Genomic DNA, 15,510 nt, shown 5'->3' on the forward strand with positions numbered 1-15,510 from the left:
ATTCACCACTATCACTAACCCATGTCAAACCGCCGTTTTTCTCGTCGAAATTCACCTGCTCGCAACACGGTCAAAGTCATGGCTGGCGAACTCCGTGGACGCGCCATACCTTTTGCGTCAGCTGACGGGCTCAGGCCGACAGGTTCTCGGGTGCGTGAGACACTGTTTAATTGGCTGGCACCCGTGATTGAGGGTAGTCGCTGTTTGGATTTGTTTGCTGGTAGCGGTGTATTGGGTATTGAGGCGATTTCCAGAGGTGCTGCATGGGTGACTTTGGTAGAATCACACCGCCCGACTGCCCAACAGCTTGCAACAGTGCTCAGCGATTTATCTATACAAAATGCACAAATTATCCAGGCAGATTTTCAGCGTTTTTTAGCGTCTCATCCCGTCGATTACGATGTGGTTTTTTTGGATCCGCCCTATGCTAAGCGCTATTTGTCGCGTGTGTTATTGGGCTTGCAAGATTTGCAGAAAAACAAACCTCGTTATATTTTTATTGAGGATAATCAGCCGATTGAGTCGTTAATGGCGGCGTTGCCTGATTATCAGCTAATGCGTGCTAAGCAAGCAGGGGCAATTTATTATGGGTTATTGGTGTTAAATCGTGATACCTTATGAAGCAGCGCGCAATAAACCGCAATAAACAAACCATAATAAACAAAGTTAACCAATCGTAGAATCTATGGCACAAAAAAACGTGGCGATTTACCCAGGCACTTTTAACCCAGTGACCAGCGGACATATTGATATTGTCCATCGGGCGGCAAAAATGTTCGATAAAATCTATATTTGTGTGGCTGAGAGTCAACACAAAAACCCTTTATTTAGTTTAGATGAGCGGGTTGCGCTTATCGAATCCATTGCATTTGCCGATCATGTCGAGGTGATTGGGTTTCGCAAGCTGCTGATTGATTTATGCCATGAGCTCAATGCCAATGTCATTATTCGTGGACTGCGGATGGTGTCTGATTTTGAATACGAATTTCAGTTGGCCTCGATGAACCGCCATTTGGATCCACAAATTGAAACGATATTTCTAACACCTGCTGAAGATAAATCCTTTATCTCGTCGACAATTGTCCGCGAAGTTGCCAAGCTCGGTGGCGACGTCACTCAGCTAGTGCCACAGCATGTTGCAGCGGCACTAAGAGAAAAATACGCGCCTTAAAATACGTGTCTTAAGTGATGCGCCGCCTTAAATGATATGCGCTTTAAATGGTGTGTGCTTTAATCAGCCACCTGTTATCTGCATTACTTTTTGTAAATAAGCAATAATCTCAGTCTGTTTTACGCCTTGGCAAGGAACGATATCTAATATTCGTTCGCCGATGACGTATAGCGGGACGAGCCTTTCTATCGCTGCCATGCCACCGTGGCTCGCGCCTTTGTCATTATTCATGCCGTGGTCTGAGGTGATTAAAATTTGATAGCCCGCAGCAATCCAAGCTGGGACAATGTGGCCAATAACTTGGTCAACTTGGCGTGCTTGACAAAGATATTCATCGCTATAAACGCCATATTGATGACCAGTATCATCGACGTTCATTGGGTGAATTAATAAAAAATCAGGGTCGTAGGTTTTTCTGAGGTATTCAGCGTCTTGAAAAACCGCCATATCAGGATAATGGTCTTGATGATAAAAAATACCGTGTTGAATAGGTTTGTTTTTATCATTTTGAATACGGTGTGTCCAAACATCATACGGTGATTGATTATATAGCTCGCTAAACCAGTGATAAGCGGCAGCCGCCGTTGTGAGCCCTGCATCACTGACGTCATGAAACAGACTGCGCTCATTCGATAGACGGTTCACGGTATTTACCGTAATACCGCTTTCATAGGGTGTTTTGCCTGTTAAAATGGTTTCGTACAGTGGGCGAGAAGCTGATGGCAAAGCGCACTCAATAACTTGGTGCTTGGCAATGCCTGCTTCAATCCAGCTGTGAATACTACCCATCGCTTTTTCGGCGATTTCATTGGCGAGCCCATCAATAATAATTAAAATTGTCTTAGTGTTAGGATCAGCGTGGCTGTTTGTGGCGGTTTTCATCATGAGGTGTTAGGTTATTGGTTGTTATTTAAGTGAAGCATCGCATCGTCTATCGCTGGTATGAAGATGATTTAATGCAGGAGTTAATACGGACGCGTTTGATGAGGTGTTGCAAGGTTCAAGTGGATCAATCATCGGGATGGAGTGAATTAACTGTTGAGTATAAGCGGCTTGGGGTTGCAAGAAAATGTCACGCACCGAGCCTTGTTCAACAAGTTCCCCGTGTCTAATCACCACCACGTGATCACATAAGTTGGCAATCACACTCAAATCGTGTGAAATAAATAAGATAGTCAGTCCCATTTCATCGCGCAGGGATTTCAGCAGTTTTAAAATTTCCGCTTGTGTTGACACATCCAGTGCGGCAACGGATTCATCGGCGACAATAAACTGTGGTTCACAAATTAAGGCACGTGCAATACTGATGCGTTGACGTTGCCCACCAGAAAACGCATGGGGGAATCGTCGCAGATGTGAAATTTCGATATGACAACGCGCGGCGATGGCTTTGACGCGGGCGTCAATTTCCGCTTTGTCTTTGCATAATTTTAATGCTTCTAAGGGCTCTGCGATGATATCGCGAACGGTCATGCGCGGATTCAGCGAGGCATGTGGATCCTGGAAAATCATCTGACCAATCCGCGCAAAGGTTTTGCGTTTGATTTGTTTGGGATGATTAAATTGCAGCGGTTGATCTCCTAAAAAAGCAATCGTGCCGCTGCTGATGGGGGTTGCCCCCAGCAACGCTTTGCCCAAGGTGGTTTTACCTGAGCCTGATTCACCAACCAATCCAATAATGCGACCTTTCGGCAAAGTTAAATTAATGTCTTTAACTGCATGAAATTGCCGCTTATCGTGTCGCCCACCACTATTCATGGGGAAATAAATGTTGAGATTTTCGATGCGAACAAATGGATCGCCTGCGTCTTTGGGTGGCGGTGGCAGTTCGTTGATGTGCGGTAGCGCGTCGAGTAATTGCTGGGTGTAGGCGTGTTGCGGTTGACGCAAAACAGTTTCAGCGCGCCCTGCTTCAACCACACGCCCTTTTTTCAGCACGGTAACGTTGTCCGCCACTTTACTAATTACGCCCAAATCATGTGTGATAAAAATCATCGCCATGCCGAGTTGCTCGCGCAATTCCAGCATTAAATCGAGGACTTGCGCTTGAATCGTAACATCTAGCGCCGTTGTGGGTTCATCCGCAATCAGTAATTTCGGTTGCGTGGAGAGCGCCATCGCAATCATCGCGCGCTGGCGCATACCGCCCGATAATTCAAAAACGTATTGATCAAAACGCTGCTCAGGCATGGGAATACCGACGCGCTCAAATAGTCCGATGCCGATTTTTCGCGCTTCGTCACGGCTTTTACCGAGATGAATTTGAATCGTTTCAATGATTTGCTCGCCAATGCGAATGGCCGGGGCGAAGCTTGCCATCGGTTCTTGGAAAATCATCGACACGACACCGCCATGCACCATGTTAAGCTGTTTCCCTTTTAGCTTAAGCACATTATAGTCTTGGTTGTTGTGATGTAGCATCACACGACTGTTGCTATGCACGAGGGCGTTGCTGGGCATCAAGCGCATAATGGTCTTGGAGGTCACAGATTTACCTGAGCCTGATTCGCCGACCAAACCGACAATTTCGCCAGGATGTACCGATAAATGAATATCATCGACGGCGCGAATCAGTCCTTCTTCGCTACGAAAGTCAACGGTAAGTTGAGAGACATCAAGTAATGATTGCATAGGTTACCTCATCCTTTGCGTTCTGAGTAAGGGTCTGCCGCATCACGCAGGGCATCGCCGACAAACACAAATGCCAATATCAAGACAATAAACACCGATACAGGCAAAAACTGCCACACCATGTTTTGTTGAATATCGGGGTCTTGCGCTTTTTGCAGCAACACGCCTAAACTGTTTACCGGCTCGGTCAAGCCCAAACCTAAGAAACTTAAACTGGTTTCTGCCAAAATAACGTATGGGAAATTAATCAATGTATCGACGATGATATAGCTGGTAAAACTAGGAATCAGGTGTTTGCCAATAATTCGCCGCGTCGAAGACCCGCATAATTGCGCGGCCAAAATATAATCTTGCGTACGCTCGGTTAAAATATGGGTGCGCAATCGCCGAGCAAGTGCGGCAAAATCAAGCATGCCAATAATCATCGCGATAGCAAAATAGCGCTGTACGGGTGTTAAATCAAATTGCGACAGGGCGACTGCACAAGCTAGATAAATCGGAATCGATGGAATCACGCGAATTGCTTCGGTAATACTCATCAACACCTGATCCACACGTCCGCCAAAGTAGCCACTAATACCCCCGACAAGTAGTGAGGTGATGAGTTTAAATATCAGTGCCACAATCGCAATACTAACGGTAATCCAAATCGCATGTAGCGTGCGCGAAAACACATCTTTACCATCTTCGTCGGTACCAAATAAATGGATTTGTCCGTCTTTGACGCCAAATAAATGCCGATCCCATTTGATCTCAAAAAACCCGAGATTGACCAACGAATACTCCCAGCCTTTGACGAAAAAATACACATAGCGCCGTTGGTCTTTATCAATGATGTATTCGTTCTGGCTGGATGAACTTAACGCCCCGCTGTTAGTCAGTGCATCAAGGGCACTTAAATCTCCGCTGGCGATGGTGCTAAAATCAACTTCGGCTTGTTTTTTGGTGTAGGTATACACAAACGGTCGCCACGAAAATTCATTCTCATCGGCAAAATGAATACCTTGAGGCGCACCACGTTTATAGTCGCTATTTGCTCCACGAATCGTCGGGTCGACTGGCGAGAAAAAAGGGGCGAAAAACCCGACAAACACCAAGATAAACAGAAACCACGCCGCCGCTACACCTAACCAGTTTTTTGCAAAGCGACGTTTAATTAAGGCGAATTGCCCCGCAGTATAATAATCATCGTGTTTTAATGTGGGTGGTTGCTCAGGCAGCCCCTCGTTATGTGGCGATGGCAAATCATTGGGAGGTAGATTTGCTGGAATTGGTTGGGCTGGAGGAATTCGGTGACTCATTATGTTTGCCTCTGTTTACTTAGCCTTTGTTTTCTTAGCTCATCACACTTCGACGGACGCGCGGATCAACCGCCGCTAAAATCACATCGGTGGAAAAGTTAAAGACAATCACGACCAGCGCAACTAAAAATAAAATGGCAGCGGCCAGTTGTTGATCGTTGGTCATAGCGAGTGCTTCAATGAGCAATGCCGCTGAATCGGTTAGCCCAATCACCACAGCAACAATAGGTAAATCATTATAAATACGTTGATAGTCAAATCCGACACTGTTAAACAAAGGGCTAATCGAATGCCGTACAGGGTATTTTGCCCATAGCGCTAGGCCAGATACGCCGCGTGCGCGTGCCGCTTCAACGTAGAGTTTATTTGATTCATCGACGACCAAGGCGCGTACGGTTTGTAGTTGCAGCGCCGTTGCCGACCAGCCAATGACAAAAATGGGAAGCCAAATATGACTTAGAAAATCCCATAATTTACCGAACTGAAAACCGTTTTCAAACCAACCGACTTGCGCCCACTCATCCGAAAACAACCCGGTCGGCATGGCTTTTCCAGCAAACACAAACAACAGAATAATCGTTAACGCAAGTAAGAAGTTAGGGATTGCTAATCCAAGATAACTGATAACCCGAAGTACATTATCTAAAAACTTTTGACAGAGCGTAATTATACTGGCAACAACGCGTTGATTTGTTTGTAGTTGTGGATTTCGGTTAAGCCACGATTTACCAATCATGCGCGCAGAAAATACACCAAAGGGCACAGCGATTAAATACGAGAGCAGCAGTCCCGCAATACAAAACCCAAAACTCAGCCAAAAACGATCCCCTAATGCTGACGATACCGATTGTCGTTTGGAGCAACTAAAGCCTAAATCGCCTTTAAGCGTGAGGTTGCTGACCCAAGTAATCCAACGCTGTAAAGCAGGTTGATCTAGCCCCATGCGAGCACGTTCAGCATTGATTTCTGCCTCGGTAATGATTTGCCCTTGGCTGCTTTTATACGCAATCATTTTTTCGGCGCAGTCACCCGGAATGGTTTCCATCAACGCAAAAACCATGCCGCTGACTAACAACAAAGTCAGCAGCGCCATTACATAACGACTAAAAACGTAGTTCCAGTACTGGCTGGTGAATGCTTTAAAATAAATCGTCGCACCAATACCAAGCAGCACCCACAGCAACCAAGTGTTCAGAAAAAACGCGCTCATTTTATGACCTTATTCATTCGACATTCTGTTGGATTAAGTGGCAAGTGTTAAATCAAGTGGCAAGCCATGTTTTTACACACATGACTTGCTCAATCTTTCTCATAACCATTGTTAAGGCTTGAGGTACCACTGCGTTGCCATATAAGGATACACACGGTAGTATTCGTAAGAAGAGGTTTTGGGCACTTCAAAGTTACCTAAGTTACGACTGTAATAAATCGGTGAGGCGCCTTTTACCGTGCCGATAATCAACAATTGTTCCAGCCAGTTATCCACAAGCTCCTTGCCCAGTTGATTCGACGCATCAGAACCCATGCTGAGCGTAGTGAATTTGTCAGCCATATTCGCAATCTCGACAAATGCTTCAGGTTGCTGAACGCCTTCTTTCCCATTGGTGTCATTATATTTAGTCCAGTCCAACCCGTTTCGAATACTGAAAAAGTTTCCAAACGGTGCTTTAAACGTGCTGGGATCACTAGCTAAAACGGCCAAGGGTTGTCCGACTTGCCACTGCATAATGCTTAAGTCATTGGCGGATTGCGCATTGCGGTATTCGTCCGAAGTGACTTCTTTTAATGCCGTTTTAATGCCAATATCAGTCATATTCTGTGTGAAAATCTCGGCAATTTCAGTGGCGATACCCTGTGTTGTAAAGCGAAACGATAATTCAAACGATTCCCCTGAAGGGAGCTCGCGCACACCGTCACCATCGCTATCCATGATACCCATTTCATCTAATAACGCTTTCGCTTTTTCAGGGTTATAGTCCGTTAGATAATTGCGTTGCTCATCATTCACAAAAGGCGTAGTGTCAGGGTCAAACACCGTGTATTGCATGGGTTTGCCTAAATTCAAAAAGCCAATTTCGTTCATTTTCGGGCGGTTGAGGGCGTGCGAAGCGGCTTTGCGGAATCGTATATCGCTGAACACTTCGGCAAGCTCAGGATTTTTATCGTTCACATTAAACGAAAATGAGGTTAATGCAATATTGGGACGTAGTGCAATATCGTAATTACCTTTGTCACGATTTTCTAACAATACGGGCGCGGCTGGTACATTCACCGATTGCGCTTTGTAGTCAATTTCGCCAGCAATCATTTTCGCAGTTTGAATGTTTTCATCGCTAATAAAAACCTCTTTAATCTCATCAATATACGGCAATTGATTACCCGCCGTATCGACTTGGAAAAAATAAGGGTTGGCGACTAAGCGGCGACCTTCTGCAGTATCTTCAACGACAATAAACGATTCTAAGGTCGGTGCCGTAGCTGGATAACCTGCAGCAACTAATTTGTCCGATAGTGCTTTGTTTTTATTAATCGGCGTAGGGACATCTTTCCAATCTGATTGCCCGTAATAAAAAGTAAGCGCTTCATACGCGTCTTTAAAACCTAGCTCTTTGGCTTTAGTATCGGCATCATCACTGACTTTAGGGTCAAATTGGCTGAGTAAATGCTTGGGCTGAAAAGGTTGCGCAAAATCGGTGGCAAACATACCAAGCAATCCAGGCTGAGGCGCAGCGAGACTGATTTTAACCGTGGTATCGTCGATGACTTCGACCGTCCACGGCTTACCACCGGCTAAAAAGCGGTCGTCCATTTTGCTGATGACTTTTTCATCACGCAGTAAATTATTATACCAATAAGCTACGTCATGTGCGGTAAAGGGGTGACCATCAGACCATTTATGTCCTTCGCGCAGTATTAGCGTAAGCTCGGTGAACTCGTTGTTAAACTGCCACGATTTGGCGACATTCGGCACAATAGTTTGCAAATCATCACTAAAACGCACTAAATTCACGTGGCGTACTGATAATAAATCCGAAGTGCCTGATTCTGTCGCTTTGGAAATACCGTCAAATACGCCACCGTAAGTACCAATCGCTTGGTAAGGCGCAATCACGAGTGGCTCATCAGGCAAGCGTTCGTTGACTGTTGGTAACTCCGGGTTGCCTTTGATTTTGCTATTCAGTGTTGCAATATTGGGGTTTTCTTTGAAAGAAAGTGTACAGCTGTGCTTTTGCTCAAATGCGGCCGCATCGACAAAAATATGCGGATATTGGCCATCGGCTTGATTAGCGACAAGCGGTGGACAGTCACCAGCAAAGCTAGATGTGGTAAAGTTAGATACGGCAACAACGATACTGGTTGATAAAAATAGTTTTTTCATAACTTCCTCAGATGGTTTGATAATGGATTAATAAAAAGTGACAATGGGTTACAAAGATAAAATATCGCTCAAGTTATCAACGATGACATCGGGTTCAGCCTGTGCGATTTGTTCGCGCGTTTGTGCGCCCGTCAGCACGCCGACCGTGACACCACAATTGGCGTTTTTGCCTTCTTCGATATCAATCGCCGAATCGCCAGCTTTTAAAACACATTCAGGGTGATCGATGCCAAATTGGCGCATAGCTAGGTGAATCATGTCAGGTGCTGGTCGACCACTGCTGACATCATCAGCGGTAATGAGTGCATCAACGGTTTCACCAGTCGTCCAATCTAAGCGTTTGAATATCGATTCGGCGGTGACGCGGCTATAACCTGTGTTAAGGACAACAAACACACCGCGTTCACGTAACTCGGTGAATAAGTCTTCAACGCCGTCAACTGGGCGCATCGAGTGGTCGCGATAGGCTTGTGTTAGCATGGGCTGGAATGCTTGGAATGCTTTATTGGCAAGCGTATGGATATCGACAATGCCGATATCCAGCGTTATCGCACGCAGTGTATCGACAATGGCTTGATGTTTTTCTTTACCCGCGCCATGCTCAAGCACAGTCTCTAGTGATATCCTTAAACCGTGTGATGCTATGACGGGCTGTATTGCTTGTTGCAAGGTTTTATAGACGAGATTTTTCTCATCAACGGTTGTCCCTGCCATATCAAAAACACACAACTGAATTGAGTCTAATAACATATCAAATGGCTCCTCATTAAATCGTTTTTCTGTTTGAGTTTAGTGCTAGGGTTAGTAACTCCTCACCCAAGGCAAAGCCCGTGGATGCGCCTGTACCACTTGTCACTACCCCAACAGCTACGCCGTTTGTAGGTGAATATTTCAGCACGACATCGTCAGCTGATGGGTAAACGCCCAACCAACGTTCGCGCACGGAGAAAGTCTGGTTTGGTATTAAACGTTGTAATTCGGCGATAATCAGCGCATCAATGTGTTCGTCACGAAACGGTATTTCGGCATCGGTGTAGCGGTGACTGTCGCCGATTATCCAGGAGCCATCTTGTGATTGTACGACAATCAAGTGAATGCCAAACTGACGGTAGTTTTCCATCGTTTGGTCCAACAACAGACCAAGGAATTTGCCTTCGGGTAATTGTGCAAAGCCGTCATAGCGCGCAAAACTTAAATCTGACATCAGCGCACCAGGTAGCGGTATCGATTTCTGTGGCTTAACGCGCAGCATTTGTAAGGTACATAATTTGATCGCGGCTTGTTTATAAAGCTCAGGGTATAAATGTGTCGCGTCATGGTGTGCGCATACGATGCAATGTTCACCGCGGATTTCACCTTGTGACGTGGTTATCGTGGGTAGCTCGATACGGTGAGCCTGTGTTTGCCAATAAAAATCGACATGATGGACCTTGGTTAACCAGTTGGCAAGTTGCGGGATGGCGGTTTTGGACTCAACACGCAACTCATGCGGGCTGAATAACACGCCCTCATGAGGTCCAAGAAAAGGGAGTTTTTCGGCAATCTCTGTTTTTGACAGCCAGCGACAGTCTTTGCCCATTTCGGTGTGCAAAAATGCTTCGGCAACGGCGGTGGCTTCGGGGCGCTGCGCTGGCATGTACAAACCACGTTGTGCTATAGGAATGCCTGCTTGCGGTGCAATCTCTGCCCATCGATCACGCGAGTATTTCGCACGGCGCCAATGTTCGCCTGCGCGTTGGCCAGAAACGGTAATAAAACCAAAGTTGCGAATGGATGCGCCAACACAGCGTGCATGGCGTTCTAAGACAGCGACCGATAAGCCTTGCTTTACTGCAGCATAAGCAGTCGCCAGGCCAATGATGCCACTTCCAATCACAACAATATCATAATTACGCATGCCTTAATGGTAGCGTCTATTTGTTACCGTTTTTTGATATTTATGCTAAGGATAGATGACAGTTTTGTGATGTTTTTATGAACAAGAGAACAACATGTTTTGATGAATAATAAGCAGAAGGTGCTTTTAACCACAACGGCATTAACCCGCGTCGATTAAAAGCACCTAAACATAGGTTAAAAATATTGGCTAACGAATTAATCCCCAAACACTTCGCTGACAGCCGCAGTAATTGCGCTGACGACGGTGTCAATTTCTGCTTCACTGATAATGAGCGGTGGGGCAATGCCGATAATATCGCCTTGTGGCATAGCGCGACCGATAACATGGCGTGCTAGCATGGCGGCAGCGACTTTTGGTCCGTGTTGACCGATGGGGTTAAACAAAGTTCTACTGTTTTTGTCAGCAACAAATTCGATGGCACAAAGCAGCCCTTGACCGCGAATATCACCGACATTTTTATGGCTGCCAATGGCGGTTTTTAGTTTGTTGAGCAGTGATTGCCCACGGACGTTGGCGTTATCGACTAGATTTAATTCATCGACAAGTTCAAGACTTGCAACGCCTGCGGCAGCACCGATTGGGTGAGCGGAATATGTCCAGCCGTGCCCAAAGGCTCCTAGTTTGGTTGTGCCGTCCTCTAGGACTTGCCAGATTTTATCAGATACAATAGAGGCTGAGAGCGGTGCATAAGCTGAGGTTAAGCCTTTGGCTGAAGTGATGATGTCAGGTTTCATCCCGTAAAGGTCCGAGCCAAACATAGCGCCCAATCGCCCAAACCCTGAGATGACTTCGTCAGCAATCAGCAAAATATCATACTTGTCCAATACGGCTTGGATGGCTTGCCAATAGCCCTTGGGTGGCGGGACGAGACCGCCAGTGCCTAGCGCTGGCTCGCCAATAAACGCAGCGATTGTATCAGCACCTTCTTTTAAAATCAGCTGCTCTAAATTATCAGCACACTCGGCAGAAAAAGCGGCTTCGCTTTGGTTGCAGTCTTTGCGGTGGAAATAATAAGGCGCATCGGTGTGAATGACTTGCGATAATGGCAAATCAAACTGATTATGGAATAGTTCTAGTCCAGTTAACGAACCCGTCATTAAGCCTGAGCCATGATAGCCGCGCCAGCGAGAAATGATTTTTTTCTTTTCAGGGCGGCCAAGGACGTTGTTGTAATACCAAATGATTTTGATATTCGTCTCATTGGCATCAGAGCCTGACATGCCATAATACACTTTGGACATGTTGTCGGGTGCGCGGTCGATAATCATTTTTGATAAGGTGATAGAGGCTTCTGTACCATGACCGACATAGGCGTGATAATAGGCGAGTTCTTGTGCCTGTTTGCAGATGGCGTCGATGATTTTTTGTTGGCCGTAGCCCGTGTTAACGCAGTAAAGCCCTGCAAAAGCATCGAGGAGTTTGTTGCCGTTACTATCGGTGATGTAAACACCTGAACCACTGTTGACGATACGCTCAGGCGCTTTGCCGTGAGCAAAATCTGCCAAGTGTGTCGAAGGATGGAAAAAAGCGCATCTATCCCATTGTTCTAGTTGTTGTGCTTTTTCTTGATTGGTCATTGGTTTCTCCTAAAAAGGTGGTTTTATCTATAGCGAGACACTAAAGGGTGTCGCGCTGTGTATCATTTAAGCGTAATAATTTAAGCGTAATAACGGCAAACATACTTAATTTCGGTAAATTCTTCCATACCCAGTCTTGCGCCTTCGCGACCTAACCCAGACTGTTTTGTGCCGCCGAAAGGAATCGGTGCGCCCGTAATTTTGGTGCGATTAACGGCTACCATACCATAATTCAGCGCGCGTGTAACACGATAAATTCGATGGGCATTTTGTGTATGAACATACGCCACTAAGCCATATTCGCTGTCATTGGCACGTTGGATTACGGCATCCTCATCGTCAAACGGGATAATGGCGGCCACAGGGCCAAAGGTTTCTTCGTGCATGATATCGGCGTTGTCAGGGACATCCGCCAAAACCGTTGGCGTCATATAGTTTATGCCCGCGGGGTGTGGCTGCCCACCGGTTAGCAATTGTGCACCCTTGGTGATGGCATCTTGGACTTGTGCGCATTGTTTTTGTACCGCTTTTTCGTTAATTAATGGGTTAATGTCGGCGTTGTTGATGCCTTCGCCTACTGACAGTTTTTCGGTTGCTGCGGCAAATTTCTCGCAAAATTCAGTATAGATATGGCGGTGGATAAAGAGGCGATTAGCGGCGAGACAGTCTTGACCAGAGGTAGCAAATTTGGCGGCAATGGCATGCGCGACGACGGCGTCGACAGCGGCGTCTTCAAAGGCTATAAACGGGGCGTGTCCGCCAAGCTCTAACACGAGCTTTTTGACCGTTTCGGCGCTTTGGCGGTAGAGCAATTTACCGACCTCTGTCGAGCCAGTAAACGAAATAGCACGTACACGTACGTCATGCATCCACGGTGCAACGATGGTTGCTGCATCACCCGTTAGCACATTAAAGATACCCGCAGGAATGCCTGCACGGGTTGCGAGCTCGGCTAAAGCCAGCGCGGAGTAAGGGGTTTCATAGGACGGGTGGATGACCACAGGGCAGCCTGCGGCAAGCGCGGCGGCCGCTTTGCGGGTAATCATGGCACAAGGGAAATTCCACGGCGTAATGAGCCCAACGATACCAATAGGCTCACGCCATAGCTCCATCTCTGCGTGCTGCAAGTGTGAGGTGACACCCTCGATATTCGGGCGTTTTGCTTCCTCTGCATAAAATTCAATAAACGCCGCCGCATAGTCAATTTCACCGCGCGCGTCATCAATGCCTTTGCCTTGCTCTAGCGTCATAATTAGCGCCAAATCATCCCGATTAGCGATGATTAATTCAAACCATCGACGTAGGTATTGACTACGTTCATGTGGTAACAATCCTGCCCATTGTGCAAAAGCCGACTGCGCGGCATTGATGGCCGTTTGGCTTTGTTCGGCACTCAACATGGGTATATTGCCCAACCAGTTTTGATTCGCAGGATTATAGACATCCATTGTTTGATGGTCGGTTGCATTCACCCATTTACCGTCAATAAAGGAAAACTCCTTAAATAAAGTGGGGTCGTTCAGTTGTGATAAGTGGTTATCACGGGTGTGTTTTGTGGCGGTCATCATCATTGTCATCAACTCGTCAAAGGTGAATAAATTATTTTCAACCCATTATAAGTGAGTTTGGATGATGGTTTTTTTGGAAAAATAGCTTTTTTCGACTAAAAACGATGGTTTTTTAGTGGAAAACGGCGTGTTTTATCTGTGTGTGGTGAAATGGATTGAACCGTCTTGCATTTTTAGTGCCACCGGGGAGCGCAGCGTGTGTCTTGCGATAACTAACGACACCACTTTGAATAACTGTCACGCTCAATGTCGACTACTTCGACAGTTAAAGAACAAGTTTGGATATCAAGTGTTTTAAGTGCTGATAACACACAAAGAGAAAGCATTTTCTTTTGTTCAGGGGTTCTGCCAGATAATATTTTTAAAGCCACATGAATAAAATCAGAATGCTTAGCCCCAGTTAAATAGTGGTGATAAATCATTGTCCTTATTTTGATATCGCTGCCGTCAGGCTCAAATAGCCCAGATTCCATGGCGCCTGAAAATACCAGCGGCAGTATCCGCTCAGCATCTAATGCTGCCGAATGCTCGATTATACAATGGGGCATGAGCTATATCCAAAAAACAGAATGCGAATGGTATACATAAAATTAAAGGAACTGTGTTGGCATGAAAAAGCCAAGTCCATCAATGGCTTTTTATGTTTTTTTGCTATATTCACCAATGACCTCTATTTTGCCAACAATATTACGGTTTAAGTCATCTAGATCTTCAGCAGGTATCCACCATTCCGTGTGTCCAATTGCGCCTACTTTTTTAACGGGATAATTATCCATAAACGCTTTTTTTACTTCGAACTTTGTTACATAACCTTTGCCGAAATCAGTAATATTCCACTGAGTGAGCTCAATGGCATATTTTTCATTAGTGACGGGGTAAAAAATTGGTTGCTCGGGTAGCCTAGGTGGCCATTTCAAATAGTTAGATTCAATCACTAAATCTAGTTCTTTCTGCCCTGTAGGGCGATAGCAAGTGATAGTCTCTATGTTTCTTAATTTAGTCATAGCCTCGTTTATCATATGTTCAATGCTATCTTATGCTCCACTAAAATCAACTAGTATGGTTTTAACATCGTTATTGATAGTTATGTTCTCTATTTTATAATCAGTTAAAGTTGAGACGCCATCATTATCTTGTGCATAGAATTCTGTTTTTATTCTTGTGTATCTTTTTTTATTGTTTTTTAAAAGTCTTTTATTCTCTTTTAGGGTTTTGGGGTCATTTGATACCTTGCCATCATTGTTTTTTAAAATTGATGGGTTGTGCTCTAACGCTTTAAATTTGCCGTTGTTATCGCACAGTGCAATATGGCCTTTAAAAAGATGACGTATAAAAAAATCATCATCTTCTCGTCCCCATTGCCAATAATTATTTGAGTACCCGTTGATATCGAAAAAGATATCTTTTGGCACTAAGACAGCACCCCCTAGTACCGTTTGCTTATATTCCTTGTAATTACTGTCTTTTTCATGTTTTATTTCAAAGAAAAGCTTTAATGTATGGCTGCAGTATCTATAGTCAATATTTTCAGGTAATAAGTCTACATCATGAAATACAAAGTATTCACTGTCCTTTCGGGCATTTTTTGCGCCAATATTCATAAGTTTTGCTTTGTTAAAAGGTTTTGAGTTTGTTTGTTCGACAATAATTATTTCGTAATCTATTTTTTGCTTATCAAGATAATTTTTTATATATGGTAAAAATAGTTTTAAGTGTTCCCGTCTGTGCCTATATGGAACAATTAACGTCATTTTCCTATGGTATTTTTTTATTTCAAAAGTTGTGTTTTTTTTCCTTAGCTCCATAAGCGTTCTTTTTATTGGGGATGTTAATGAAATTCCTATAATCTCAATGGGTTTTATTGAGCCAGCTTGATTGTATTCAAATGTTACATCTTTCGTTATTTTATGCTGTGGCAAGAATTTATTTATTGTCATTATCTGTTTATGTTATTGTTATTTTGATGTAATTGAACTGGCTTTT

14 protein-coding genes are annotated in these 15,510 nt (G+C 44.9%); 2 read left to right on the forward strand and 12 right to left on the reverse strand.

Translation table 11 applies throughout. From position 1 onward, the window contains the following. Positions 1 to 21: 21 nt before the first annotated feature. Both rsmD and coaD read left to right on the forward strand, forming a co-directional pair. Positions 22 to 621 (forward strand): 16S rRNA (guanine(966)-N(2))-methyltransferase RsmD, encoded by a 600-nt coding sequence (gene rsmD / locus GCU85_RS04520; RefSeq protein WP_152809810.1) that lies wholly within the window; start codon positions 22 to 24, stop codon positions 619 to 621. 64 nt (positions 622 to 685) lie between these two features. Next, complete coding sequence (gene coaD / locus GCU85_RS04525) at positions 686 to 1,171, forward strand: pantetheine-phosphate adenylyltransferase (RefSeq protein ID WP_152809812.1); 486 nt, start codon at positions 686 to 688, stop codon at positions 1,169 to 1,171. Between the two features lie 63 nt (positions 1,172 to 1,234). On the opposite strand, the gene GCU85_RS04530 is transcribed toward coaD, so the two are convergent. The 12 genes from GCU85_RS04530 to GCU85_RS04585 form a co-directional block, all read right to left on the reverse strand. After that, the gene (locus GCU85_RS04530) at positions 1,235 to 2,056 is read right to left on the reverse strand and encodes an alkaline phosphatase family protein (RefSeq protein ID WP_218110538.1); all 822 of its coding nucleotides are present in this window, start codon (positions 2,054 to 2,056) and stop codon (positions 1,235 to 1,237) included. A gap of 21 nt (positions 2,057 to 2,077) precedes the next feature. Continuing rightward, on the reverse strand, positions 2,078 to 3,802 hold the full coding sequence (locus GCU85_RS04535) for a dipeptide ABC transporter ATP-binding protein (RefSeq protein ID WP_152809814.1): 1,725 nt from the start codon (positions 3,800 to 3,802) through the stop codon (positions 2,078 to 2,080). 8 nt (positions 3,803 to 3,810) lie between these two features. Beyond that, complete coding sequence (locus GCU85_RS04540) at positions 3,811 to 5,103, reverse strand: ABC transporter permease (protein ID WP_152809816.1); 1,293 nt, start codon at positions 5,101 to 5,103, stop codon at positions 3,811 to 3,813. 34 nt (positions 5,104 to 5,137) lie between these two features. Then, positions 5,138 to 6,313 carry an ABC transporter permease gene (locus GCU85_RS04545; RefSeq protein WP_152809818.1) on the reverse strand — a complete coding sequence of 392 codons (1,176 nt, stop codon included), beginning with the start codon at positions 6,311 to 6,313 and terminating at the stop codon, positions 5,138 to 5,140. 111 nt (positions 6,314 to 6,424) lie between these two features. Further along, positions 6,425 to 8,482: an ABC transporter substrate-binding protein gene (locus GCU85_RS04550; RefSeq protein ID WP_152809820.1), complete on the reverse strand. Its 2,058-nt coding sequence runs from the start codon at positions 8,480 to 8,482 to the stop codon at positions 6,425 to 6,427. Positions 8,483 to 8,530: 48 nt separating this feature from the next. Beyond that, the gene (locus GCU85_RS04555; RefSeq protein WP_152809823.1) at positions 8,531 to 9,232 is read right to left on the reverse strand and encodes a phosphonatase-like hydrolase; all 702 of its coding nucleotides are present in this window, start codon (positions 9,230 to 9,232) and stop codon (positions 8,531 to 8,533) included. Between the two features lie 16 nt (positions 9,233 to 9,248). Continuing rightward, positions 9,249 to 10,379 (reverse strand): TIGR03364 family FAD-dependent oxidoreductase, encoded by a 1,131-nt coding sequence (locus GCU85_RS04560; RefSeq protein ID WP_152809825.1) that lies wholly within the window; start codon positions 10,377 to 10,379, stop codon positions 9,249 to 9,251. Between the two features lie 197 nt (positions 10,380 to 10,576). Beyond that, positions 10,577 to 11,959 carry an aminotransferase gene (locus GCU85_RS04565; protein ID WP_152809827.1) on the reverse strand — a complete coding sequence of 461 codons (1,383 nt, stop codon included), beginning with the start codon at positions 11,957 to 11,959 and terminating at the stop codon, positions 10,577 to 10,579. Positions 11,960 to 12,039: 80 nt separating this feature from the next. Further along, positions 12,040 to 13,530, reverse strand: a complete 1,491-nt coding sequence (locus tag GCU85_RS04570) for an NAD-dependent succinate-semialdehyde dehydrogenase (protein WP_407944972.1) — start codon at positions 13,528 to 13,530, stop codon at positions 12,040 to 12,042. 209 nt (positions 13,531 to 13,739) lie between these two features. After that, entirely contained in the window at positions 13,740 to 14,075 is a 336-nt protein-coding gene (locus tag GCU85_RS04575) for a 5-carboxymethyl-2-hydroxymuconate Delta-isomerase (RefSeq protein WP_152809829.1), read from the reverse strand. Between the two features lie 90 nt (positions 14,076 to 14,165). Continuing rightward, positions 14,166 to 14,531: a hypothetical protein gene (locus GCU85_RS04580; RefSeq protein ID WP_218110540.1), complete on the reverse strand. Its 366-nt coding sequence runs from the start codon at positions 14,529 to 14,531 to the stop codon at positions 14,166 to 14,168. A gap of 30 nt (positions 14,532 to 14,561) precedes the next feature. Continuing rightward, on the reverse strand, positions 14,562 to 15,464 hold the full coding sequence (locus GCU85_RS04585) for a galactosyltransferase-related protein (protein ID WP_152809833.1): 903 nt from the start codon (positions 15,462 to 15,464) through the stop codon (positions 14,562 to 14,564). Positions 15,465 to 15,510: the final 46 nt, after the last annotated feature.

Origin of the sequence: Ostreibacterium oceani (assembly GCF_009362845.1) — a bacterium.
In the GTDB taxonomy this organism is placed as follows: domain Bacteria; phylum Pseudomonadota; class Gammaproteobacteria; order Cardiobacteriales; family Ostreibacteriaceae; genus Ostreibacterium; species Ostreibacterium oceani.